We start from the raw sequence: 24,129 nt of genomic DNA, 5'->3' as shown, positions 1-24,129 counted from the left end.
TTAAATTATAGTATTTTTTATAAATTTTATTCAGTCATGAATAGGCTTACATGGAATCTTTCAGCTTAAAAATTGTAAAAAATACAGAATGAGGAATTATAAGCATCATTTAACTTTGTTTGAATGTTGCCCGGAAGTTCAATTGGCCAGCGCCTTGTTCTAACAAGTTTTGGTGAAAGTCATGGAAAATCAATTGGTGCTGTTTTAGATGGATGCCCAGCAGGTTTAGAAATTGATGAAAAAGACATTCAAAAAATGCTGGATCTGAGAAAGCCGGGTCAGAATTTAATTTCAACACAGAGAAAAGAAGGTGATGTTGTAGAAATTATTTCAGGGGTTTTTAGAGGACACACAACAGGAGCTCCAATCACAATGATAATTTGGAATAGTGATCAAAAATCAAAAGATTATGAAAACTTGAGAACAAAGCTTAGACCGGGTCATTCAGATTACACTGCAATGATAAAGTATAATCACTATAATGATCATAGAGGAGGAGGAAGATTTTCAGGAAGATTAACGGCAACGCATGTTATGGGCGGTGCAATTGCAAGAAAATTACTCAAAGTAGCATTAGGTGTTGAGACAAATTCCTATACAACACAGATTGGAAAAATAAAGATGGAAAGAGAATTTAATGAAAAAATGATAAAATCAATTTATAGAAATGAGGTAAGATGTCCTGAAGATAAAACTGCAAAGAAGATGAGAGAAGCAATATTGAATGCTAGAAAGAAGGGAGATTCACTTGGAGGAATAATTGAATCAACTACAACTAAAGTTCCAGTTGGATTAGGAGAACCAATCTTTAGCTCATTAGAATCAGATTTGAGTAAAGCAATATTTTCAATTCCATCTGTCAAAGGAATAGAATTTGGTTCAGGATTTAGAGGTTCAGAATTATTTGGCTCAGAGAATAATGATCTTTATACAATAAAGAAAGGGAAAATCACTACAAAGACAAATAATTCAGGAGGCATTCTGGGGGGAATTTCAAACGGAATGCCAATTACCATGAGAATTGCATTCAAGCCAGCATCATCAATTGCACAAAAACAAAGTACAGTAGATATTAAAACAAAGAAAGAAGCCATACTTCAGGTGAAAGGAAGACATGATCCATGTGTAGTGCCTAGAGCACCACCAGTAGTAGACTCACTTGTAGCCTTAACTATAGCAGATCATGCACTAATTTCAGGCATAATAAAACCAGTTTTGTAATAAAATGGCAGATATTGATGAGCTCCGCAATAGGATGGATGAAGTCACTCTAGAAATGATAGAGTTACTAAAAACAAGAACTGAAATTGCTGAAAAAATTGGGGAGTTAAAAAAAAGCATTGGTAAGGGAATTACCGATGAAAAGAGAGAAGATAATTTACGAGCAAAAGTAATCAAACTGTGCAAAGAATTAGAATTTGATGAGTCAATTGCAACTAAATTTTTAAATTTTCTTTTAAATGAATCAATAAAAGTTCAATCAGGTAACAAACAAACACATCTATCAATTTTCTTAAAAGCAAAATCACTTGAACAGCAAGGGAAAAAAATTATCCACATGGAAGTGGGCGAACCAGATTTCATGCCACCTCAAATTGTAAAAAAAGCATTAGAAGAAGTTTTCAATAAAGGATTTGTAAAGTATGGCCAATCTAAAGGAATGCCTAGTTTCAGAGAGGCACTTGCAAATTATGTAACTAAAAAATTCAATGCCAAAGTAACTCAAGACAACATCATAGTTAGTCCAGGAGCTAGGTTTTCAATATTTACAGCAATCTCTACTCTTCTTAATCCAGGTGATGAAATGATTGTAATCGAGCCTGCATGGCCTGCATACAAAGATTGTGCACTCAATGCGGGAATTAAAGTCAGAACAATCAATACAACACTGGAAGAAAAATGGGAGCCATCAGTTGAGCAAATCAGAAATGTCATAAATCAGAATACAAAGTTAATAGTACTAAACTATCCAAATAATCCAACAGGAAAAATATTACCAGAAAAACTTCAAGACAACATAGTAGAAATTGCAAGAGAAAATAATCTCTTTGTGTTAAGTGACGAGATCTATTCAGAATATGCTAAAAAAGAATGGAAAAGTATTCTAAGTTACAATTATGATAAAAGCATCATAACACAATCATTCTCAAAATCCCATGCTATGACAGGATTTAGAATAGGATATGCCATAGCTGATAAGAAAATAATTGAAAAAATGTCAAAATTAGAGGCTTTGTGCCTCACAAATGTGTCAGAGCCTATCCAATATGTTGCTATGAAGGCACTTGAAGCAGACATATCCAACAATACTAATACTGTACAGAATAGACTAAATGTATTGGAACAAAAAGCAAAAGATTTGGGATTAGATTTTGTTTCCCCAGATGGTGCAATGTATCTCTTTGCCCGAATTAATCAAGAAGGATTTGACGGAGTAAAATTTGCAAATGATACGCTAGAGAAAGGATTAGCAGTTGCTCCAGGAGAGGGTTTTGGGGATTACAAAAATTTCATTAGAATTTCAGCATGTCAAGAAGAAAAAACACTAATTGACGGAATGAATATACTTGGTAATATTATGAGTGAGAATAGATGAAAAAAGTTACAGTGATTGGTGCCGGCGGTCAAATGGGACAATGGTTTTCAAAATATTTTGCGTCAAAAGGATTTGAGGTTACAGGTTATGATTCAGAATCAAAGATAGGCGGAAAAGACATAATTGAATCAGATTCTCTAGTAGGTGCCATTCTTAAAGCAGATTATGTAGTATTATGTACACCAACTAGAAGAACACCGGAGATTATTAGATTAATTGCAAAAGAGATGAAAAGAGGAACATACCTCATTGAGATTTCATCAGAAAAATCAAAAGTAGTTTCATCATTATCAAAGATGCCTGCAAAGATCAACCCAATTTGTATTCACCCAATGTTTGGACCAGGTGTAAAAACGATCAAAGGTCAAAATATTATTTCAGTTCCTATAAAAGATGCAAAGAAAGAACTCACAGTTGCAAAGTCATTATTTGAAGGGGCAAACTTTGTCACGATTGATGCAGTAGAGCATGACAAAAAGATTGCAGTGATTTTGGGATTAACTCATTTGATGAACTTAGTATTTGCAAATATCATTTCAAAAGATGAAAAGATGCTCCTAACAGAAAAGATGTCAGGCACTACATTTAGAGTTCAAAAAACATTAGCCGAAAGCATCATGACTGAATCTCCAGAACTTATTGAAACTATTATTGCAAATCCAGAAATTCGAAGGGTTGCAGAAGAGCTTTGGAAAGACATAGGTAGACTACTTACTGCAGTACAGGAATCAAAGACTGAAGAAGTAATCAACTACATCAAAGAGTGTCAAGAAAGACTAGCCAAGCACACTGACATTAATGAATCATATAAAAAATTAACAAAAATGGTAAAAGTCGTTGAAAAATAATAGATATGCGCTCAACGAAGATTGTCACTTCTTTTATTAGAGATAACGATAAACTTCTACTTCTAAAGAGAAGTGATAAAGTAAAGTCCATGAAAGGTCTTTGGGCAGGAATCAGTGGGATTATTGAGAAAAATGAGGAACCATTAGCAAGGGCAAAGATTGAAATTTTTGAGGAAGTTGGAATTACTGAAGATAAAATTACATTAATCAAATCAGCAGACGAAATGCGAGTAAATTCACCACAATATGAAAATCACGAATGGGAAATATTTCCATTTTTGTTTGAAGTGAAAAATCCCACAATAAAATTAAACTGGGAGAATTCAGAATTCAAATGGATTGGTATAGAAGAGTTGGAAAATTATGAAACAGTTCCAAGTCTAGATAAAGTTTTACTCAACTTGTTGTAGGTTTTTGTTTTCTTTTTCATATTTTTTTTGCTGTGGCAACATCATATACACACATGCGCCACCACACATGGTACATGGAACATTATTTCCGGGATGTTGTCCTGTTCTACTATGGATTCTAGCTGCTTCTTCAGGATCAATGGATAATGCAAGTTGTTTTTCCCAATCAAGTGTACGTCTTGCTTCAGTCATTTCCATATCCCATTTAATGACCTTATCACGTATTTTGACAAGATCACCAGCATGAGCTGCAATTCGATATGCAATTAATCCAGCTTTTACTTCTTCAGTATTTGGTAATGCTAAATGCTCAGAAGGTGTAAGATAACATAGTAGATCTACTCCTTCACTTGCAGAAACTGCAGCACCAATTGCACTTGCAATATGATCATGACCTGATGCAATATCAGTAACTAGTGGACCAAGTACATAGTAGGGCACATCCCCAATTAGAGATTTTGCCAATCTAACATTTGCAGCAACTTCATTTAATGGAACATGGCCTGGTCCTTCAACCATTACTTGAATGTCTTGCTCATGAGCACGTTTTGTTAGTTGAGAGATATTGATCATCTCTTGAACTTGTAACTCATCATGAGAATCTAAAATAGAGCCTGGTCTTAGTGCATCTCCGAGGCTAAATGTAACATCATATTTTTTTGCAATTTCAATAAGATAATCATAATGAGTCAAGTATGGATTTTCTTTATCATGTTTTAGCATCCAAGCTGCAGTGATGGTACCACCTTTACTAACAACACCACCGTATCTTTGAACTTTCAGAATTCGTTTTGCAATATCTTTTGTAATCCCACAATGAATTGTAGTATAATCAACACCATCTTTTGCATTATTTTCAAATGCATTAAGATAATCATCCTCTGTTAGATTTAGAGGATTTTTATGATATTCAACACCATAATTGTATGCTTCATAAATTGGAACTGTTCCAAAAGTAATAGGTGCAGCTTCTAAGAGAGTTTGTCTGATTTTTTTTACATCCCCTCCATCACTTAAATCCATAATGGTGTCAGCATGATATTTTATTGCAACTTTAGCTTTTTCAATTTCTTCATCCAAATTCACATTCAATGTGGAAGTTCCAATGTTAACATTGACTTTGGTTTTTAGTCCTTTACCAATTCCAACATTGTGAATCTTTTGCGGTCGTTCATTATTGCTAGGAATAATTATTGAGCCACGTGCAATTTTTGGAATTAACCAGTCAAGTGAAACATCTTCATCTTTTGCAACTTGTTTCATTTGATCAGTGGCAACTCCACGTCGTGCAGCAGTCATTTGAGTTGCCATAGTGTATTGTAGGGGATTTCCCTGATTTAAACAATCTGAGAATTACATAACATACTAGAGTATTGCATTCCTCTTAGCATTATATTAAGAAAAATGATCGATCTTATATGTAATAATTGGTATTATATTCATATGAGAACAAGTAGGGAATGCAGACATTGTGGTAGAGAATTTTACAGTATGAAAGATGAGTTTTGTTCGTTTGATTGTGTAAATCAAGCGTCATCATAACCATCTATTTTATTTTCAAATCATTTTCTAAAATCAGTTTTTCAGATTTTATTTTATCAATTCTTCTCAAAATAGGCTCAATAATATGCTCAGATTCAGACGAATTTGTAAAATTTTCTCTAATTTCAGATACACGTTGAATTAATTCATTTTCTGCTAGAACTAATGATATGTAAGTTCGCAGTCTTTGATTCTCAGATTTTAAGAATTCAATATCAGACATGTGAATTACCTTGGAGGACTCCAACTCTCTTCAACAGCATCGTCATTATTTTCAGACACTAGAAATTTTTTGCCACACTTGAAACATTGCCAAAGAAACTTTTCATCTTTTTTTGTTTGATACTGCATTGGTAACAAGCAAGTACTACACCTTAATTCTTTGGGGATAGTATCATCAACAAAAGGAAATTTCGTCATTGATTCTATGTAGGTGTATGAAGTATAAAACAGATATTAAAAATTAAAAAAGAAATTCAAGAATTAAAGGAAATATAGATTAGGACAAACAACAAGAAAATGTAATGAATTTATTATCAATTGGAGGATCTGATCCATCATCAGGGGCAGGAATCCAAAGCGACATTAAAGTATTTTCAACATTAAAGGCACATGGATTAACTGTAATTACTGCAATTACTGGACAAAATACATCATCATTTGGAATGGTAGAACCAGTTTCAGACGAAATTTTAAAAAATCAGTTAGACAAGGTTTTTTTTGATTTTAAAGTTGATGGGATAAAAATTGGAATGGTGTATAATTCCAGAATCATGAAAGTTATTCATAATAGATTAAAGAAGTTGAAAATTCCCATTGTAGTTGACCCCGTAATTAGATCAACTACTGGAGGGGATTTAATTGAAAAATCTGCAATAAAAGATTTTAAAAAATTAATTGTTCCACTTGCGACAGTCATATCACCCAATAAATTTGAGGCCGAAATTTTATCAAATTCAAAAATAGATTTAAAAAATCCCCCAAATAAAATTGCACAAAAGATTCAGAAAATGGGAGCAAAAAATGTAGTCATTACTGGAATAGAGACTAAAAACAACAAAATTTCAGATTTTGTTCTAGAAAAAAATACCAAATATGCAATTTATAGTAATAAAATTGATAGTATCAATCACGGAAGTGGATGCAATTATTCGGCAGCAATAATCTATTCACTGGCAAAAAAGAAAAACATCAAAGAATCAGTAAAATTTGCAAAAGAATTCACTTTCAATTCAATTAAAAATGCAAAAAATTTGGGACGTGGAATAGTAATTACAGATGTTCTAGAAGACAAATACATTTCACAATTATCAGAATCAATTAACAAATTTGTAGCGATGAAAAATATCTACAAAAACATTCCAGAATGTCAGACAAATTTTGTATTTGCAAAGAAAAAACCAAAATCTACTAAAGACATTCTAGGAATTTCTGGAAGAATAATTAAAGCAGGAAAAAAAGTAATTGTAGCTGGAAATTTAGAATATGGTGGATCAAAACATGTGGCAACAGCATTACTTGTAATAAATAAAAAATTCCCTGAGATCAATTCAGCCATAAATCTAAAATTTCAAACAAGCACCATTTCTAAAATTAAAAAATCAAAATTCGTCATGACAAGCTATAATAGATTAGATGAACCCAAAAATGTAAAAAACAAAGGATCCACCATACAATGGGGAATTAAACATGCAATTAAAAATTCTAAAAAAACTCCGGATATAATTTATCACAAAGGAGATTTTGGAAAGGAACCCATGATTTTGGTTTTTGGGAAAACACCAGATGACGTATTACAAAAAATATTGAAGATTGTTTAAGATGGTCAAAAAACATCCTTGAACATAAATAGTCATTATTCAAATACCAGTTGTGAAAGCCGTAATTCTTGCTGGTGGATTAGGAACAAGACTGCAACCATACACAACATTTCTTCCAAAGCCAATGTTGCCATTGGGAGAAAAACCAATCTTAGAGCACCTAGTAGACTGGACAAAGAAAAACGGAGTAAAATCAATTGTATTGTGTGTAAGTTATCTCAGAAAGACGATAGAGGATTATTTTGAAGACGGTAAAAGATTTGGGGTAAATATAGAATATGCGATTTCAAACAAACCACTTGCAACCGCTGGTCAATTAAAAACAGCTGAAGAATTTATTGATGACACTTTTGTTTGTATGTATGGAGATTCAATTTTCAATTTTAGTCTTAGAAATATGATTAAACAACACAACAAGAAAAAAGCATTCGTCACAATGAGCCTCAATGAATACAAAACAAATCTACCTTATGGAGTCATTGAGACATCAAAGAGTGGAAAAGTTATCAGTTGGAATGAAAAACCCGAGATTAAAGCTAATGTGAATATGGGATGTTATGTCATGGATCCAAAAGTTATGAGTTTTATCCCAAAAAACAAGCCATATGGAATGGATGATGTCATTAAAAAAGTCATGAACAGAAAAAAATTTGTTAATAGTTTTATTACAAAAAATGGATTTATCGACATTGGCAATAAATCAACATACAAGAAAACATATCAAGACTATATTCAAAAACTAGGCAAGATCTGAAAATTAAGATGAGTGAGCCAATTATTAGAAAATTACAAAAGCAAGACCTCCAAAATGGATTTCTAAAAACTCTTGACTCGTTAAGAAAAACAAGTAGCATCAATATTAAAAAAGCAGAAGAGATATTTGAAAAAATAAATTCAAATCCAAATCATATCATTGCTGTTGCAGAACTGAATGGAAAAATAGTAGGTACAACAACTCTACTAATAGAACAAAAATTCATCCACGAAGGCGGACTAGTAGGGCATATTGAAGATGTGGTTGTAGATAAAAACTTCCAAGGACAAAAAATAGGAGCAAAAATTATGAATTTCTTGCTCCACATTGCAAAAGAATCTGGGTGTTATAAGACAATTTTGGATTGCACAGATGATGTAAAGCCATTTTATGAAAAACTAGGCTTTAAGAATGTAGGAAATGAGCTTAGATTTGATCACATCTAAAAAAATTCTTTCTTTGGACGTTTCTTTATATTTTTAATTAAATATATTCCAGTTCCAATTACTGGAGCAGATAAAATCATAAACAATGGAGGAACTATTTTTACTGCATCAGTGAGATATTTGTCTTCTATTTGATCAAGCATAGTATAACACACAGACATTCCAGCCAACATGATAATACCACCAATTACAATAAAACCACCAATAGATTTTGAACCATATTGTTTTGTCATGATAAATGAAACTGCAGCTAAAATGGATGCAGGAGCTACACCGATAGATACAAACTGAATAAGTTTTGGATCTGCAGAGAACATTTGTGCATATTCAAAATCTGGAGGAACATTAATCATAAAATTATAAATGGAAATCATTTCGCCTGCAAACATTGCATAAAGTCCAACTGCTGTAATTGCAAGCCATTTTTCTATTGCCACAGTTCTAACAAGTCTTAGTTGATAAATAAACCATTCAAAAATTCAAACAATGCCAACTAAGTTAGCTAATTCTTTCCTACATGCAGCTCCTAGTTTTTCTGCTGCCTGCTCTGGAGAAATATCATTTAAGAAAATACCGTAACCGCGTTCAAGACCAGACCATGATTTTGTGATAGGATAAACCTCAATGTGCCAATGAATTTGACGACTATTTTTCTTTTCAGGAGATAAATGAAATACAAGATTGTATGAGACATTTTTGATAGTCTTTGATAGTCCTCCCAAAGTGGCACGTAAAATTAATGACAAGTCATTGATTTCTTTTTGAGTGATTTTAGAGAAACTTGTGGTATGTTTTTTTGGAGATATCCAAAATTCATATGGATATGAAGGAGACCATGGGCAATATGCGATAAACCCCTCAGTTTGGAGTATTTGTCGTGGGCCACCAATCTCCTCATTGACGGTTTGACACATTGGACAAACGCCTTTTTCATTTAGAATCTTATGGGATGCTTCTGCTTCTTCTTCGATGATTGGAGGAATGGTTGAGAATGTTAGAATATTAAGATGAGGATGGGGATTTTGACTTCCCGCCAAATCACCTTGATCTGCATAAATTGAAACGTATGTAACTCCTTTTTGGGTGTAAAGCCATCTTAATCTATCTTGAACAACAACTAAAACATTTGACCACTGTTCAGAATCAATAGTTGCAAAAGTATCCTTTTCATTTGGAGATGCAACAACAATGTAATGATATCCATATGCAGGTTCACTGTAAAAAGGTCTGTCGCTGTAAGAATTTTCAGTTTCAATTGAGACTATAGGATTTTTGCTTTCAAAAACTCTAATGGACCATCCTTCAACATATTCATCTTCATTATCTTGAAGACGTTGCAGCATTCCATCTTTGGCTACAAGGGATAAGACAGATGGATTTGTCATTGATTCATTTCCTGGAGCAAAGGGAGATTTTTTTGGATCAACGACTTTGTCATCTTTTTTAGAGACAATCATAAAACGCTCTGAAACATAATCCTTACGCATATCTCCCATAATTGTAATTTGAAGTAAATGTCTGTTAAAACGTTTACTAAGACACACTCAAATGAAAAATGAAAAATATTTTTCAAAAAAAATATAATAAATTTATGAAAAACGTAATTTAATCAAATAGCAATTTTTAAAATTTTTCAATAGTTGAAAGACTCTGATTTTTGATCGTGTAGATCATGCAAGCTTTAAAGCAGAGCTTCAGGTCTGTGTTAAACAGGGGATATTATGGATAATTCAGATGTTCATATGATTTACGTTTTATTAGATGGGGTAGGAGATTTGCCACACCCAGATTTGAATGGAAAAACACCTCTTGAGGCTGCAAAAACTCCAATTTTGGACAAAATTGCAAGTAATGGAGTAATTGGAGAAGTAATTTCTGTTGGAAAAGGTATAGCGCCTGAATCAGATATTGCAGTCTTTAACATGTTAGGTTACAAATTCAAACATGCAGATTATGTTGGAAGAGGAGTAATTGAAGCAATTGGAATTGGTATTGATTTCAGGGATGGAGATTTAGCTCTTAGAGGGAATTATTCCACATTAGATGATCAACAAGTAATCATAGACAGAAGAGCAGGAAGACATATTGAAAAAGAGGATGCAGTTGGGGTTGCAAAAGAAATTGAGAAGAATATCAAGTTTTCAAATCCAGACACATCTGTAGTTGTAGCCCCAACAATAGGTCACAGAGTGACAGTTAGAATAAGAACTAATGGTAAAAAATTATCTTCAAGAATTACAAACACAGATCCTGCTTATAGTAACATTGGAGGCATGGGAGTTGCAAAAGCTGTTGGAGATTATCTCAAAATCGAGAGATGTCTTCCATTAGAAGATACAGAAGATTCTAAGATAACTGCAAATCTTGTCAATGAGTTTTCAGACAAATCAATTGAGATTTTAAAGAATAGTCAAATTAATGCAAAAAGAAAAGAGCAAAACAAAAAACTACTTAGTTGTATTCTATTAAGAGATGCAGGAAACAAATATCCTGACGTAATTCCAATTAATCAAAAATATGGAATGAATTTTTCATGTATTGTAGATATGCCAGTTGAACTTGGAATTTCAGATGTTTTAGAGATGAAGGCATTTGAAGCGGGAGGGTTAACTGACTATGAAGAAAAGGCCAAGGTTGCAGCTAAAGCAATGGAAACACAAAATTCAATCTATGTGCATCTGAAGGGACCTGATGAATTTGGACATGATGGAGATGCCATAGGCAAGATGAAGAACATAGAGGAGATTGACCAAAGATTCTTCAAGACACTTGTTGAAAATATTGATTCAGACAAGGTTGCAATAGTAATTTCAGCTGATCATTCTACTCCTTGCATCAATAAAGGACATAGTGATGATCCTGTACCAGTACTGGTTTCAGCTAATTTCATAAAAAATGATGGTACTACTAGAATGACAGAACAACAAGCAAAGAAAGGAAGTATTGGCTTACTGCAAGGTGCAGAAGTAGTATCAAAAGCTCTTGAATTAATTAAATCTCAAAAGTAGTTAATTGATTGGATTGTTGCATTTCTACTGCTTTTTTTCTAATTCTATCAACATCAATGGAATGATACATTGATGGAGAGGTTCCTAATTTTTCTAATGCTCTGCTAAGCATTCCAATTCCAATACTTTGTTCATCTTTTTGTGCATGTGCAAAAGCAACTGCGATTAGAATAATTCCTTGAACCAATTCTTTTTCCCTGCCATAGCATTTCTTCCAAACACCTTCAAATGCTTCATGGCTTTCCCAAAATCTTTCATTGTTAAAATAAAATATTCCATCAGTAATTCCCTTCTCTTTTTCGATCTCCTCTTCAAAGACATGTCTGATATCAACAACAGAACCAATAGGTTCTAATTTTTTCAATAGATGATCAAGATCATCTTTTTCAACTGAGACATCCAACTCGACAAATTTTTGTGCAATTCGTGCAACACGAACTGAGACATTCATATCAGATGCCAGATCCCTTGCCTTGTAAACTACTTCACGAGAATGCTCCGGTCTATAGCGAGTGTTTTCTAGATGAAGCATATAGCGTTCCATAGTATAATTTTACAGGAATTTCATAAATTTCTTCTCTATTACAATCAAGGTTTATATGAAATATCCAGAGATTTTGGGTACATGTCCATCATTGAGACAGTCACAGATGTGGAAAATGCATTTCTCTCACGAAGAGAGCTTACCTGCAACTTTGCAGGACTAGGAGGCAAACTCAAAAAACTTGAAGCAGTAGATATGATTACAAAAGAATTCAAACTTGACGGTAAAGTCGTAATCCCAATGAGACTAAAGACACATGTTGGAAAACCAATGGTGACGGGAACTTTCTATGTTTATGAAGATGAAGGCTTGGCAAAAAAACATGTCAATCCAACAATATTTTCAAGATTAGAGAAGACAAAAGCAAAAATTGCAGAAGCTGATGCTGCTGCAAAAGAAGCTGAAGAGGCGGCTAAAGCCGAAGCAGTAGAAGCCCCAGCGGAAGAAACACCTACAGAAGCAAAAGATGAAGAAGTAAAAGAGGAGAAATCAGAATAATGGCAGGAAAAAAAGGCTCCAGTCCCAATGTTTACAAATATTTCAAAGTGGATGGAGATAAAGTATCACGTATTAGAAAAATTTGCTCAAGATGCGGCAAAGGAGTTTTCATGTCAGAGCATAAAGACAGACACACATGTGGAAAATGCGGTCTAACAGAATTCATTCAATAAAAATTACAAATTCAATATAATCGTTTTTTGCGAATTTTAGAACTTTTTTCTTCTAGTGAATTTATTTTTGAGATAAATGCAGGATCAAGTTTAATTTTAGATAAGGATTCTGCAGATAATTTTACAGTATTTTCATCTAAAGAAATGTTTGCTTTTGGAAGATTTCTATCTGCCCAAAATTTCATAACCTTATCTTCTAGTTTGTAATCACGAAATCCTGAAGGAAATTTTTTTGTAATATGATTTAGTAATGTTCTATCTTTAAAGACAACTCTTGGTTCAAACAATCTTGTCTCATCACTATAAACATTCTCAAATAAATTCCCAGAAATTTCATCAGAAAGTAATTCCATCTTTGAGATTTTTCTCATCAATTCTAGAAAATGAAGAAATTCATGAGCCAAAATAGCATGAATTGTACCCTTTAACCCATAGGCAACAAGGGGGGCTGAAATCTGAATAACAACTTGAAATTTTTCTTCAAACATAACAGGAATTGTTCTTGCAAATAAAATTCCAAATTGATAAGAGTTTGAGCTTGGAGCAGTTAGAATAAGCGATGGTTCAACATATGCTACAGGATAACGAATTCCTGAAGCTTTTTCGATTCTATTAATCCCCTCAACAGTAATGGGGAATCGCTTTATAGTAAGATCATAGACATCATCAGGAATTATTCCCTTGGAATGTGCATCTCTTAAGCGAACTAACGGATCCATTGTATCCCCTCGATAATTTTGAATGTAAAAAGGTTGATTTAATCAGGATCTTGGTTTTCCAGACTTTGCCTTCTTTCTTTTGCGTGTATTTGCTCTTTGATCAGCATGTCTTTGATGTTTACCTTTTTTTCTTACTGGCATGCTTTTTTACGAGAATTTGCGCTAGTTAATTGTTATCATTATACATCAATGTCAAGAAAATCAAATTTTTGGCAGTTACAGGTGTTATTGAGTATTTTAGAAATACTAGGAGTCACATCATCACCTGTGACAAATCGCTTAACAGGAAGACCACCATCAGTTTTGATAATTAGAGTAAAACTAATTGTTGAGTTTTTTTTGTATTTTATGGAAAAGATATTTTTCTCTGAGCGCTTTCCAGATTTTTCATAAACAACTATTGGTTGTTTTGTTAGATGCTTTAATTTTAGGATTTCATTAGAGTTAATTTCAGAATTTGCTAAGATCTTTATTTCTATTGTTGATTTGAATTTAAGAGGATGTTTGGGGGAATTATTAACAATTTTGAGATTAGTGATTTTTACTGATTCAGATTTAAAAGATGTAGATCTCATTTTACGTTTATTTGGATTTTGAATTTTTACAAAAAATGGCCTTCCCTTGCCTAAAACTAGGCTAGTTTTATCTTCACCTCCAATCCAAGTAAATTTTGCAGTACTTCCTCCAATTTTCTCAAAAAGAAATTTTGAAATAATTCCTTCAATGCTTTGAAATTCTGAAATACCATGAAAATTACATAGTCGACATCCTTTTCCTTGACAATTTTCACATGGCTTTTGCTTTTGAGGAAGATCTCTAGTTAATTTTACATATCTTCCATAAAATACGATAGATTTTGCTCTAAGATCACAAGTGCCATCTTTGATATTTACAGTAAATGTTACATCTGAATCCACGGTATCAAGAGTTTTTTTCGTTTTTCTAGTGTATAATTTTGCTAATTCTTTTGTAATGTCAGTTTTTATTCCATCAATTCCTCTTAGTTTGAATTTAGATCGAATATAATCATCCCTATCAATAATTGAAGGTTTTATCATTGCTCCAACACTAAACGTCTTAAATGAATATGATGAAGATGTATCAATCATTAATTTCAAAAAATATTCAAGGTCATTGAAGATATTTTTACAAATATAGCATGAATGTTTTGAATTTGAATTTTTTTGTAATTTTTTTCCTAGTAGTTTATTTGAAGACAGATGTAGTTTTTTAGAAAATAATCTTCCAAGGCAATTATCACAGAGTTCATGTTTTTTTAAGATTTGATTTGCAATAGGAAGTATTTTTTGATGTGTAGACATGGTAGAAAAATTGAGATAACTAACCTAATCCCATTCTTCTAAGGGTACCTTGCATTTGGCGGCCTTTGGATGCCTTCATCATGTTCTTAGAGTTTTTGTAATTTTTGATCAGTTCTTTGACTTCACCTTCTGGCCATCCAGAGCCTCGTGATATTCTTTTGATTCTAGAGGAATTTAGTAAATCAGGATCTGCTTTTTCAGCTTTTGTCATACTTTGAATAATGTACCTCCATTTGGAAACTCTACCTTCCATTTGATTTAGCTGATCATCTTTTACCATACCAGACAAGCCCGGCATACTCTCTAGAATTCCTTGAAGTGAACCTACTTTTGTGACTTCTTCTAATTGGTAAAAGAAATCATCCATATTCATTTTCCCACTAGAGATTCTTTTCATTCGGACATCGTCTCCTTCTTCTTCAAGACGTTTTGCCAAATCCAAGACAGCCTGAATATCACCCATTCCAAGTAAACGTCCAACAAATCTTGTTGGGGAGAATTTTTCTAAATCATCAATTCTTTCACCAGTACCAATGTACATTATTTGTGCACCAGTAGCAGCTGATGCAGCAAGTGCTCCACCTCCTTTTGCAGAACTATCTAGTTTTGTAATAATTACTCCACCGACTGGAATAGTTTTATGAAATGCCTCTGCTTGATTGAAGCATTGTTGTCCAATTGTTCCATCAATTACAAGTAATGCCAAATCAGGATCTGCAACTTTGTTGATTCTATCCATTTCTTCAAGAAGATCTTTTTCCTCTTTATGACGACCTGCGGTGTCAATTAGAATTACATCAAGAGGTTGTTCTGCAAAATATTTTAAACCATTTTTTACAATACTTGGAGAATCTTTGTTGTTTTCCTCACCAAAAACTTCAACACCTGATTTTTCACACATAGTCTTTAGCTGAACCAAGGCCCCTGGTCGGTAGGTATCAGCACCTATAACTCCAACTTTGTATCCTTGTCGTGTTAGAAACTTTGCAAGTTTGGATGCAACAGTTGTTTTACCACTTCCCTGAATACCAAGCAAGATTATTTTATTTTGTTTTCCAGGTTTGAAATCAAAATCAGACTCATTTCCAAGTAATTTTGAGAGTTCATCGTAAAGAATTTTCACGATATGATCTTTTCGCGATAACCCTGGTGGAGGAGTTTCATTAATTGCTCGCTCCTCAAGATGCTTTGTAATTTCTAAAACTAGGCGTACATTAACGTCGGATTGAAGTAGTGCTCTCTGAACATCTTTAGACAGTTCTTTGATTAGTTCCTCATCAATCCCCGAGGATTTTACAATTTTTTTGATTGCATCACTGAGGCTATTTTTGAGTCCATCAAGCATGGAAATCTAACCCCGCATCCACTATTTCAAACCTTCCTCTATATCCATCCCATGTTTTTTTAAATTCTTTAATTTTGATTGAATGTAAAAACATAGGACAGTTAATTACAAATGTCTCAGCTTCTCCACCTTCAAAATTTAAATTAAATCCATATTTTTCAGAATGTTTTTGTAAAATTTCTATATCATTTTTTGTAATTACTTTACCAAGCCATGAATCATCAAGACCATCTGAAGTTACAGTTGTCAGTATAAATTCAAAGTTTGAATCAACTAAATCATTCATGTATTGAATTGGTTCTAAATTCCACAATGGAGTTATTGCAGTCAAATGTAACTTTGAACATAGGGATTCAAATTTCTCGTATTGAAATTTACTTTTGATACCCCCATGAACTAATCCTTCAATGCCAAATTGCTCTTTTGCATTTTGCAGCAATTTCTCTAATTGAAATAATTCATTATCAGTCTCATCAGAATTAGATTCTGCAATTAATTGTGGAATTTTCATGGATTCTGATTGTAGTTTAGTCCATTTCAAATTCGGATAATGTAATAGATGACTTTCATCAGACTTTGGAAATACACTAAGAAGACAAGAAATCTCATGTCCTTGTTTTTCTGCTAAATATATTGCAAAAGTACTATCCTTTCCACCGGAAAACAGAGATGCTAATTTCATAATCTAAAAAATATTCAATTCAACAAACTTGTAAGATTTGTTGAAAAAGGATGCTTCATTACTCATAATCCTCATCAACATTCAGACGGCTTTTCCGCTCATCATCAGCATCCGCACTAGTTCTTAATGCGCATGATTTTAGTTTTATCCATAACAACCCAATATTCTACATTTTGGCCATTTTCTAATTTTCCTTTTACCTCATCATCAATTAGAACTACATCTATTGTTTCAAAGGTTTCAGAGTCCATTACTTGAACAGTGTCACCATTAATTGATATGATTTGACCTACTTTTTTGTTAATTAACGGAATGTGAACTTGCATACTGACAGGACCTACAAGAGGTCTTTTTTGTCCATCAAAAACACCTTCACCAACAATTCTTGCTTTTGCAGCGCCGTGTTTTCCAGGTTTTGATGTATCATATTCAACGATTCTGCATGGTTCGCCACTTGGTTGATCAGAGTGTGGCAATAGAATGTATGATCCTATCTTTAATGATCCAAGATCTGATGGTTTGCTCATGAAAAAACAGTTTTTGCACGAATATTTAACTTTACTCAAAAATCATTGAAACTCTAAATATTTTTGAAATAATGATGATTCAATAAGATATGATTTCATCAAGAAAACAAGTCAAATTTTTCTATTTTAATTGATCAAGAAGTGAAAGACTCATTAAATTAGTCATTGTTAGCCCCTTTCTATTCACATCACGTCTTGTCTGCTCACAGTATTTTTTGACACTTTGATGGCTTTTCTCACTGGCCACCTCAATTACCACCACATTTTCAGAATAAGGGAATGTAAATTTTGAAGGAGTTGTACAATATGTTTTCATATTTCCTAGTCCTGCTTTCTCAATTTTGTCTCGTTTAAGTAATAGATTTGCTACTTCTTCCAAGTCTTCAGCATCTTCTCCATATTCTAAATAATACACAGATACAAAGTTGGTCTCTCCTTGAACCTCTCTTTGGAATAAATCATCTTTGATATTGAAAACAAATGAGGTCTTGTCTTGATTATGTTCAGTTAGATCTTTGGAGATAATTTCACTGTCTTTGAATTTAGCTAATAGATAATGATTAGTAGAATCAGAAAAGTAGGGTTTGCTTTCAGAAGAAAATGTTCCGGTTACAAAATATAATTTTTCAATGTTTTTAGAATTCATCCAAGATTCTTTTAGTTCAACAGATTCATGGGTATGCAAGTATGGTGCACACACATAACCAAAGTAGGATAATTCTAGTTTAGACACAGATCATAAAAAACGAAACAGGGTATTTATGCATATAGAGATCGGACGATCATCAGGAAAAAATTACCTACGATAGTTTTTTAATAGCAGATAACTTCGGTTTTCTTGTCCCAAGCTAGCTCAGCCTGGTAGAGCTTCCGGCTGTAGTTGTTGGCTTTAGATGGCTGACCGAAAAACAGCATATCAGGCATACAGAAACCGGGTTGTCGAAGGTTCAATTCCTTCGCTTGGGACCACAATCCTTTCTAATAATTTGTAAAAATAATAAAAAGATAGACTGATTTAAGAAAACAAAGATGAAGTCTTAAATTAAAAAACTATGCCTATGCTGATTTCTTGACTTTTTGAGCTGCAGGTCCTTTTTTACCTTCGCCCACTTCGAACTCGACTTTATCGCCTTCATTGATGAATCCGTCAACATCTGATTTGTGAACAAATAGATCTTCACCAGATTCTCTTTCGATAAAACCAAAGCCCTTAGTACGGTTAAACCATTTTACGGTACCTTGTTCCATTTACTTTTGCAAAACGGATTCGCTATATTAACTAAGTCATCAAATAGTAATAAAGTAAAAAGCAAAAAAAGATTAGAAATCTTTTGGAATGTGATTATTTTCCTTTAGCCACTCAACTTGAGGAAGAGTAAATCTCCAAACTATATCGCCTCTTTCATCTTCTTTGAAATCCCAAGGCGCAATAATTACAATATCATTATCTCTAATCCAAACGCGTCTCTTCAGTTTTCCTCTTATTCTTCCACGTCTAGTAATTCCATCAGTGCATTTTATCATAACATTTTCTCCTCCAAGCATTTTCAAAACTCTACCAAAGAGCTCTCCTTCTTCAGGTAGTCTAATCTCTTTTAGAGCACTTTCATTTTTTACTTGGCGCTTTCCCATGATGTAATTTATCATAATGAGCATATAACTGGTAGGGTTTTTGGTAGATTTAGATCAAGAATTTATCAAAATCCGCAAGGGATTTTATCTATTAGATCAAAATTATAACAATGGAATTTCATTGTGTGGAGGATTGCTCACAGTGCTGCATTGAAAGAGAGTACTATCCCAGTAAAAAGTTTGGAAAAATAGGAGTACTCATATTACCTAAAGAAAAAGAAATAATTGAAAAATTAGCACTATCTAAAAATTTGAAAATTCAAATTTTGCCAAGAATTGGAATTTCTAACGATCCAAATGAGTTGCCTACAAAAATTTTGGCGTATCAGTTAATGGGGATAGAAGATAATGGGAATACTTGCCCATTTTTAGATAAAGAGAGTGAAGAAAAATCACCACATGGAGGATTTCCTTGTAAGATTTACAATCAAAGACCACTTGCATGTGGTGCTTATCCATTAATTGAGTCACAACCTATCACTCTAGATAAAAAATGCAAGTTTTGCCAAGATTGTGGGAATGCAGATCAGAATTTAACATCAGAAACAGAATCATTGTTAAAAATAAAAGAGACTATGAATACAGATGCAAAAGTTATTTGGAGATATGCAACGGGTATTGGAGAAAAAGAGGATCAATCTGAAATTGAATCAGGTTGGTTCTTAGAATAGGTAATTTACAAATATTGATTGTCAGCATAATACCATCCAAAAATTCAAAAGGCATTACAATATTGACAGAGTATGAGTGAGGATGCCTGGTCGAATTTAGATAAGGTTGATCAAAAAATCATAGAAATTCTAAACAACAATGCCAGGACCCCATCAAAAGAAATTGCATTAGAATTAAAAAAATCAGGTCACGATGTTTCAGATAGAACCATTAGAAAAAGAATTGAACGTTTAGAAAAAAGCGGAATTATCAAAGGATACAAGGCAGTCTTAACTGATGTCTCAGGGATTAACACATATCAAATTGTTTTGATGAAGATAAAGCCATCAAAATCAATAGAGGCTGTAAAAGACTCAATTAAAGAATTTATAAAAAAACTAGATAATTATGTACTAATTGCAAGTATGGAAGGCGAATGGAATATGTTATCAATCATTCAGATAAATTCAGAAAAAGCAAACACAGCACAAAAAATTGTTGAGAAATTTTCTGAAGAACTAATCGATTATAGAATTAATGAAATCGACATAAGAGATGTAAATATTCTCAACATGTCATTATTATTATTGTAAGAGAGAATATTCTGATTCAGCAATATCAATTGCTTTTTTAACCTCATCTAGTGTAAATGGTTTTTGTATAAATGCAGAAACACCAGTACTGATAGTTTTATTTACACGTGATGTTGATTTCTCATCAGCAGTAATTACTATGATTTGCAGGTTTACTTTATCCTTTAGTAATTTTGTAGCAACAACATCACCATCAAGGTCAGGCAATCCCATATCTAGTAAAACAACAGGTTCTTTATTTTCAGAAAATAATTTTTTACATCCCTTTAACCCATCTTTTCCATTTTCAAAGACTAGAATTTCAGAGTACCCTAATTTTTCAGCATAATTTTTGAGCTTCATTGCAATTGCAGCACTATCATCAATAATCACAATAGGTCTTGCAATCTGAATATTTTCTGAGATAATAGATTTGGCTTTTTGGTAAGCATCTTTTGCCTTATCAAATTCACCTAGAGTCAACAAACATTTTGATGCACAAAGCAATGCACCTTTTACATTGGATGCATTCTTTGAATTTGAATATTTCAAAAACAACTCACTTGCTTCTTTAATTTCATTTTGGGATACTTTGCCTTGTCGTGATTTGCATTCAGATGCTAGCATGTAAAGTAGGGCAGATTTTAGTAATTCAGTTTTTTTCATAGATTCTGCTTGATTGATTAGTAAATTATGAGCAGTAATGAATTGTTTATTCTTTAGATGAGTAAGTGCAATTTCACAAGTAGTTTTTGCATCCATGAGTGATTACAATTGTTTTGATTTTATAACATTTTGTAGTAGCAAAGTTATGGATTAATTACTGCACGGCCAATAATTTTTCGTGCTTTAAGATCCTCTAAAGCATTGTTTGCTTGCTCAAGAGAATATCGCTTGGATATTACGGGATTGATAACTCCCTTTCTTGCTAAATCAAGTAGTTCAACCATATCAGTGTAATTTCCAGTATATGCACCTTGAATCACAATAGATTTGAGTGGAATCGATACTAGAGAAATTTCCAATGATCCACCAAATAATCCTACAAGAATAAGATTTCCTCGTTTACGTAAAACACCAAGTGCCACTTTAACAGTTTGAGGGGCATTTACAAAATCAATTACACTGTCAGGACCTTTGCCATTACAAATTGAAATTATTTTTTGTATTGGACTACCTCCACCAGAAGATAAAGAGCCAACCACGTTGGTGTTTACTACAAAATCTGCGCCCATCTTTTTGGCAGTATCAAATTTTTTATCGTCATTATCAATGCAAATAATTTTGGCTTTAGTGATTGCTTTGGCAATTTGAATTGCCATCAACCCCAAACCACCAGCACCAATAATTAGTAAAAATTCAGGAGAATTGGAATTTGCTTTTTTAACAGCATTATATGCAGTAAGTCCTGAACAAGCTAATGATGTAGCAGCATCAGGATTTACACCATCAAGTTTTGCTAAGTACTTAAAATTTGGAATTAAAGCATAATCAGAATAACCACCATCTTGAAAAACACCCATTGATTTTGGAGTATCACATAGATTTTCATTACCTACTTTGCATGCAGGACATTCACCACAACCAATCCATGGAAAAACTAGAACTTCATCCCCGGTTTGTATTCCAGATACTGTATCTCCTATTTCCTCAACAGTGCCAACAATTTCATGACCAGGGGTTACAGGATACTTTACTCCTCTATCAGTTACTTTCATGAATTGACCATCACCCAAATCATATCCACCTTCCCACAAATGCAAATCACTATGACAGACACCTACAGATTTTACTTTGACTAAAACTTGGTTTCCTTGTGGTTTAGGGGTCTCAGATTCAGATACTGCTAGAGGCTCATTTGGACCAGTAATTCTAGCAGATTTCATCAAGGTAATTTTTTGCCTGAACAATATAAGAGTTGACTGGATGTGAGAAAAAAGTAGAGCCCTAAGATATTATTGAATAGGAATGAAATTGTTATGTGAGTGAAGCAGAAACACCAAATAGTATTTCTCAAGAACCAGTAAATATTCTATTTAGTCCTACATCTGTTGCAAAAAAAGATGTTTGGGAAATTGATCTTATTCAAATTTTGAATTTATTAATAAAAATTCTCGAAAAATCAGGCAAAAAAGATCTCAAAGTTGCCGGAATGGCAGCTCTCTCATCATCTTTAATTTATAGAATGAAAGTTGAGAGTATTTTTGCATTACAAAGAGCTGCAATGGAGAAAAAACCAATGCACCAAAGAACAGATGTAGATATTGAATTAATTGATTTTCCATACAGACATGAATCAACATACCCTGTATCATTAGATGATTTATTGGGATTGTTACAAAATCTAATTGGAACAATTGCAAATCCTCAGTTAAGAAGAAACAGACAGTTAGATATCGAACCAATAGAAGCTCCAGATTTCAAAGATTATTTTATCTCACTTGAGAGCATTATTGGAAAATATGAGGATTTGATAATGAAAAAAATTAAAGATGCAGGATTTGGACTACTACAGGACATCATCGTAGATCTTGATGAGATTGATTCTATTAGATGCTTTTTTGCGGTACTATTTTTGGCAAGGGATCAAAAAGTAGATTTAGAACAAGCAGGAGACGACATCAAAATTATTGCAATAAAAGAAGAGTTAACAAATTGATCAAAAATGAACAAAGGGTTTCTTTAACTATATTTCAGAAAAAGAGATAGTAATTGGCAAAAATAGAAAATCTTGATGAGGCAACAGCAAGGATAGAGGCTGCACTGTATTCAGCAGGTAGGCCATTAAAAATAGAAGATATTATTCGAGCCTCAGGCACAGAATCAAGAACAAAAACTCTTGATTTACTCAACAGTATAATGAAAAAAACAAAGTCAGTATTCAAAGCACTTGAAGTAGTAATTCTTCCAGATGGCTCCTATGTTATGCAGTTAAAACCAGAATATAGCGCAACTGTGAAAAGATATGCATCAAAGCCAATTTTACCAAATGCCACACTAAAGACATTATCATACATTGCATACATGCAACCAATTTCATCAAAACAACTTGTAGAAACAAGAGGATCTGGAGTTTATGCACATCTTAAAGAATTAAGACAGTTAGATTTTATCAATCACCAAAATGTCGGAAGAATGAAAATTTACACAACAACTGAAAAGTTCCAAAAATATTTTGGAATTCAAGGAGATGTAGAAGATCTAAAACAAAGACTATTTTCCAAAGTTAGAAAAACGGCCAGTATGAGACAAACTCCTACCCCACAAATGGTTTCAGAACTAAACTAAGTTATTGGTTTAAGGCTAATTTTTTGCGTTTTGTATAAATTAGAGTAATTTAGTGATAATTTCGTGAGAAAATCAGTAGAGAATTTAGCAACCAGTAAAATAACTGGAGGAAGAAGACATCCATTAAGAATTAGAAGAAAATATGAAACTGATAGGTATCCAAATGAAGCTGTAAATGCAGCTCAAGTAACTGTAACAAGAAGAGTTCGTGGAAAAAATAGTAAAACGGCATTAAAGTCAATTGATTTTGTTAATCTTGCAACAGGTAATGCTAAAGTAAAGAAAACAAAAATAATCAAAGTTTTAGAAAATGCTACAAATAATGATTATCAAAGAAGAGGCATCATTACAAAAGGTGCAATACTAGAAACACAAGAAGGAAAATGCAAAGTAGTTTCTAGACCAGGACAAAACGGAATAGCAAACGCAATTTTACTAAAGGAATAAAATGAAAGATTACGAGCATGTCGTAGTCTGGTTGGATTATTTTAATAAGAATTTAAAAAAATCAAAAGGCAGAAGAGTTGGGTTAAACAAATGTGTGTTTGATCCCTCATTAAAAGAATTAATGGATGCCACAAAAGATGCAGGATTTGAAATTAAAGAATCAGATGATAAAGTTAGATTTCCAAGAAGACCATTTGTAAGATCAGGGTATGTGATTTTACCAAAAGGATCCTCTAAGACAACTATTCTTAACAAAATTTCAGAAAAACTGGTAGCAAGAAGAACCAAACAATCAAAATAAAATC

Annotated in this window: 31 protein-coding genes and 1 tRNA gene; 17 read left to right on the top strand and 15 right to left on the bottom strand. The window is 33.0% G+C overall.

The annotated features are described in order from the left end of the window. The first annotated feature begins 123 nt into the window (after nt 1-123). Genes aroC through K5790_RS00785 form a run of 4 tightly spaced genes read left to right on the top strand, consistent with a single transcriptional unit; the run spans nt 124 to nt 3,854 of the window. The gene (aroC, locus tag K5790_RS00800; protein WP_297591821.1) at nt 124-1,221 is read left to right on the top strand and encodes a chorismate synthase; all 1,098 of its coding nucleotides are present in this window, start codon (nt 124-126) and stop codon (nt 1,219-1,221) included. Nucleotides 1,222-1,225: 4 nt separating this feature from the next. Then, nucleotides 1,226-2,596: an aminotransferase class I/II-fold pyridoxal phosphate-dependent enzyme gene (locus K5790_RS00795; RefSeq protein WP_297591820.1), complete on the top strand. Its 1,371-nt coding sequence runs from the start codon at nt 1,226-1,228 to the stop codon at nt 2,594-2,596. Beyond that, nucleotides 2,593-3,444 carry a prephenate dehydrogenase gene (locus tag K5790_RS00790; protein WP_297591819.1) on the top strand — a complete coding sequence of 284 codons (852 nt, stop codon included), beginning with the start codon at nt 2,593-2,595 and terminating at the stop codon, nt 3,442-3,444. Before K5790_RS00795 ends, K5790_RS00790 begins: the two co-directional genes overlap by 4 nt. Before the next feature lie 5 nt (nt 3,445-3,449). After that, a complete protein-coding gene (locus K5790_RS00785) occupies nt 3,450-3,854 on the top strand; it encodes an NUDIX domain-containing protein (protein WP_297591818.1) in 405 nt (134 codons plus the stop codon). On the opposite strand, the gene thiC is transcribed toward K5790_RS00785, so the two are convergent. Both thiC and K5790_RS00775 read right to left on the bottom strand, forming a co-directional pair. After that, on the bottom strand, nt 3,837-5,165 hold the full coding sequence (thiC, locus tag K5790_RS00780) for a phosphomethylpyrimidine synthase ThiC (protein WP_297591817.1): 1,329 nt from the start codon (nt 5,163-5,165) through the stop codon (nt 3,837-3,839). The two genes, K5790_RS00785 and thiC, sit on opposite strands and share 18 nt — an antisense overlap. A 235-nt stretch (nt 5,166-5,400) precedes the next feature. Continuing rightward, the gene (locus K5790_RS00775; protein WP_297591816.1) at nt 5,401-5,619 is read right to left on the bottom strand and encodes a hypothetical protein; all 219 of its coding nucleotides are present in this window, start codon (nt 5,617-5,619) and stop codon (nt 5,401-5,403) included. Between the two features lie 301 nt (nt 5,620-5,920). Between K5790_RS00775 and thiD the strand changes: the two genes are divergently transcribed. From thiD to K5790_RS00760, 3 genes are read left to right on the top strand one after another with little or no spacing between them, the layout of a single operon-like run. Next, a complete protein-coding gene (gene thiD / locus K5790_RS00770) occupies nt 5,921-7,216 on the top strand; it encodes a bifunctional hydroxymethylpyrimidine kinase/phosphomethylpyrimidine kinase (RefSeq protein ID WP_297591815.1) in 1,296 nt (431 codons plus the stop codon). A 52-nt stretch (nt 7,217-7,268) separates the two neighbouring features. After that, complete coding sequence (locus K5790_RS00765) at nt 7,269-7,970, top strand: nucleotidyltransferase family protein (RefSeq protein ID WP_297591814.1); 702 nt, start codon at nt 7,269-7,271, stop codon at nt 7,968-7,970. An 8-nt stretch (nt 7,971-7,978) separates the two neighbouring features. After that, complete coding sequence (locus K5790_RS00760; RefSeq protein WP_297591813.1) at nt 7,979-8,416, top strand: GNAT family N-acetyltransferase; 438 nt, start codon at nt 7,979-7,981, stop codon at nt 8,414-8,416. On the opposite strand, the gene K5790_RS00755 is transcribed toward K5790_RS00760, so the two are convergent. Further along, nucleotides 8,413-8,853 (bottom strand): hypothetical protein, encoded by a 441-nt coding sequence (locus tag K5790_RS00755; protein ID WP_297591812.1) that lies wholly within the window; start codon nt 8,851-8,853, stop codon nt 8,413-8,415. The genes K5790_RS00760 and K5790_RS00755 overlap by 4 nt on opposite strands. A 42-nt stretch (nt 8,854-8,895) precedes the next feature. Then, the gene (locus K5790_RS00750; RefSeq protein ID WP_297591811.1) at nt 8,896-9,912 is read right to left on the bottom strand and encodes a galactose-1-phosphate uridylyltransferase; all 1,017 of its coding nucleotides are present in this window, start codon (nt 9,910-9,912) and stop codon (nt 8,896-8,898) included. Between the two features lie 225 nt (nt 9,913-10,137). Here K5790_RS00750 and K5790_RS00745 point away from each other — a divergent pair, with 225 nt between their 5' ends. Next, nucleotides 10,138-11,424: an alkaline phosphatase family protein gene (locus K5790_RS00745; RefSeq protein ID WP_297591810.1), complete on the top strand. Its 1,287-nt coding sequence runs from the start codon at nt 10,138-10,140 to the stop codon at nt 11,422-11,424. Here the strand turns inward: K5790_RS00745 and K5790_RS00740 are convergent. Next, nucleotides 11,408-11,968, bottom strand: a complete 561-nt coding sequence (locus K5790_RS00740; protein ID WP_297591809.1) for a DUF309 domain-containing protein — start codon at nt 11,966-11,968, stop codon at nt 11,408-11,410. The two genes, K5790_RS00745 and K5790_RS00740, sit on opposite strands and share 17 nt — an antisense overlap. A gap of 81 nt (nt 11,969-12,049) precedes the next feature. Here K5790_RS00740 and K5790_RS00735 point away from each other — a divergent pair, with 81 nt between their 5' ends. Further along, nucleotides 12,050-12,466 carry a hypothetical protein gene (locus tag K5790_RS00735; protein WP_297591808.1) on the top strand — a complete coding sequence of 139 codons (417 nt, stop codon included), beginning with the start codon at nt 12,050-12,052 and terminating at the stop codon, nt 12,464-12,466. Next, complete coding sequence (locus K5790_RS00730) at nt 12,466-12,639, top strand: 30S ribosomal protein S27ae (protein ID WP_297591807.1); 174 nt, start codon at nt 12,466-12,468, stop codon at nt 12,637-12,639. Before K5790_RS00735 ends, K5790_RS00730 begins: the two co-directional genes overlap by 1 nt. A gap of 11 nt (nt 12,640-12,650) precedes the next feature. On the opposite strand, the gene K5790_RS00725 is transcribed toward K5790_RS00730, so the two are convergent. The 6 genes from K5790_RS00725 to K5790_RS00700 all read right to left on the bottom strand — a co-directional run bounded on the left by K5790_RS00725 (nt 12,651) and on the right by K5790_RS00700 (nt 17,967). After that, nucleotides 12,651-13,358, bottom strand: a complete 708-nt coding sequence (locus tag K5790_RS00725; protein WP_297591806.1) for a hypothetical protein — start codon at nt 13,356-13,358, stop codon at nt 12,651-12,653. Between the two features lie 179 nt (nt 13,359-13,537). Beyond that, nucleotides 13,538-14,680: a tRNA pseudouridine(54/55) synthase Pus10 gene (locus tag K5790_RS00720; RefSeq protein WP_297591805.1), complete on the bottom strand. Its 1,143-nt coding sequence runs from the start codon at nt 14,678-14,680 to the stop codon at nt 13,538-13,540. 19 nt (nt 14,681-14,699) lie between these two features. Next, nucleotides 14,700-16,025: a signal recognition particle receptor subunit alpha gene (locus K5790_RS00715; protein WP_297591804.1), complete on the bottom strand. Its 1,326-nt coding sequence runs from the start codon at nt 16,023-16,025 to the stop codon at nt 14,700-14,702. Next, on the bottom strand, nt 16,018-16,707 hold the full coding sequence (locus K5790_RS00710) for a diphthine--ammonia ligase (protein WP_297591803.1): 690 nt from the start codon (nt 16,705-16,707) through the stop codon (nt 16,018-16,020). Before K5790_RS00710 ends, K5790_RS00715 begins: the two co-directional genes overlap by 8 nt. Nucleotides 16,708-16,823: 116 nt before the next feature. Beyond that, nucleotides 16,824-17,234 (bottom strand): translation initiation factor IF-5A, encoded by a 411-nt coding sequence (locus K5790_RS00705; RefSeq protein ID WP_297591802.1) that lies wholly within the window; start codon nt 17,232-17,234, stop codon nt 16,824-16,826. A gap of 121 nt (nt 17,235-17,355) precedes the next feature. After that, the gene (locus K5790_RS00700) at nt 17,356-17,967 is read right to left on the bottom strand and encodes a hypothetical protein (RefSeq protein ID WP_297591801.1); all 612 of its coding nucleotides are present in this window, start codon (nt 17,965-17,967) and stop codon (nt 17,356-17,358) included. A gap of 109 nt (nt 17,968-18,076) precedes the next feature. On the opposite strand from K5790_RS00700, the gene K5790_RS00695 reads away from it, so the two are divergent. Then, nucleotides 18,077-18,203, top strand: a tRNA-Tyr gene (locus K5790_RS00695). 87 nt (nt 18,204-18,290) lie between these two features. Here K5790_RS00695 and K5790_RS00690 read toward each other — a convergent pair. Both K5790_RS00690 and eif1A read right to left on the bottom strand, forming a co-directional pair. After that, nucleotides 18,291-18,482, bottom strand: coding sequence for a cold-shock protein (locus tag K5790_RS00690; protein WP_297591800.1), 192 nt, complete (start codon nt 18,480-18,482; stop codon nt 18,291-18,293). A 72-nt stretch (nt 18,483-18,554) separates the two neighbouring features. Next, nucleotides 18,555-18,866 (bottom strand): translation initiation factor eIF-1A, encoded by a 312-nt coding sequence (gene eif1A / locus K5790_RS00685; protein ID WP_297591799.1) that lies wholly within the window; start codon nt 18,864-18,866, stop codon nt 18,555-18,557. Between the two features lie 110 nt (nt 18,867-18,976). Here eif1A and K5790_RS00680 point away from each other — a divergent pair, with 110 nt between their 5' ends. Next, nucleotides 18,977-19,537: a YkgJ family cysteine cluster protein gene (locus K5790_RS00680; RefSeq protein WP_297591798.1), complete on the top strand. Its 561-nt coding sequence runs from the start codon at nt 18,977-18,979 to the stop codon at nt 19,535-19,537. 72 nt (nt 19,538-19,609) lie between these two features. Further along, entirely contained in the window at nt 19,610-20,110 is a 501-nt protein-coding gene (locus tag K5790_RS00675) for an AsnC family transcriptional regulator (protein ID WP_297591797.1), read from the top strand. Here K5790_RS00675 and K5790_RS00670 read toward each other — a convergent pair. After that, the gene (locus K5790_RS00670) at nt 20,102-20,851 is read right to left on the bottom strand and encodes a response regulator (RefSeq protein WP_297591796.1); all 750 of its coding nucleotides are present in this window, start codon (nt 20,849-20,851) and stop codon (nt 20,102-20,104) included. The genes K5790_RS00675 and K5790_RS00670 overlap by 9 nt on opposite strands. Before the next feature lie 47 nt (nt 20,852-20,898). After that, complete coding sequence (locus tag K5790_RS00665; protein WP_297591795.1) at nt 20,899-21,975, bottom strand: alcohol dehydrogenase; 1,077 nt, start codon at nt 21,973-21,975, stop codon at nt 20,899-20,901. A gap of 95 nt (nt 21,976-22,070) precedes the next feature. Between K5790_RS00665 and K5790_RS00660 the strand changes: the two genes are divergently transcribed. The 4 genes from K5790_RS00660 (at nt 22,071) to K5790_RS00645 (ending at nt 24,125) form a co-directional block, all read left to right on the top strand. After that, a complete protein-coding gene (locus K5790_RS00660; protein WP_297591794.1) occupies nt 22,071-22,748 on the top strand; it encodes a chromosome segregation protein ScpA in 678 nt (225 codons plus the stop codon). Nucleotides 22,749-22,801: 53 nt separating this feature from the next. Continuing rightward, nucleotides 22,802-23,377, top strand: coding sequence for an SMC-Scp complex subunit ScpB (locus tag K5790_RS00655; RefSeq protein WP_297591793.1), 576 nt, complete (start codon nt 22,802-22,804; stop codon nt 23,375-23,377). A 63-nt stretch (nt 23,378-23,440) separates the two neighbouring features. Beyond that, nucleotides 23,441-23,824, top strand: coding sequence for a 30S ribosomal protein S8e (locus tag K5790_RS00650; RefSeq protein WP_297591792.1), 384 nt, complete (start codon nt 23,441-23,443; stop codon nt 23,822-23,824). 1 nt (nt 23,825) lies between these two features. Further along, the gene (locus K5790_RS00645; RefSeq protein ID WP_297591791.1) at nt 23,826-24,125 is read left to right on the top strand and encodes a signal recognition particle subunit SRP19/SEC65 family protein; all 300 of its coding nucleotides are present in this window, start codon (nt 23,826-23,828) and stop codon (nt 24,123-24,125) included. Nucleotides 24,126-24,129: the final 4 nt, after the last annotated feature.

The organism is Nitrosopumilus sp. (assembly GCF_025698945.1).
Taxonomy (GTDB): domain Archaea; phylum Thermoproteota; class Nitrososphaeria; order Nitrososphaerales; family Nitrosopumilaceae; genus Nitrosopumilus.
Note: the sequence above shows the minus strand (reverse complement) of the source record. Positions and strands in the feature narration are given on the sequence as shown.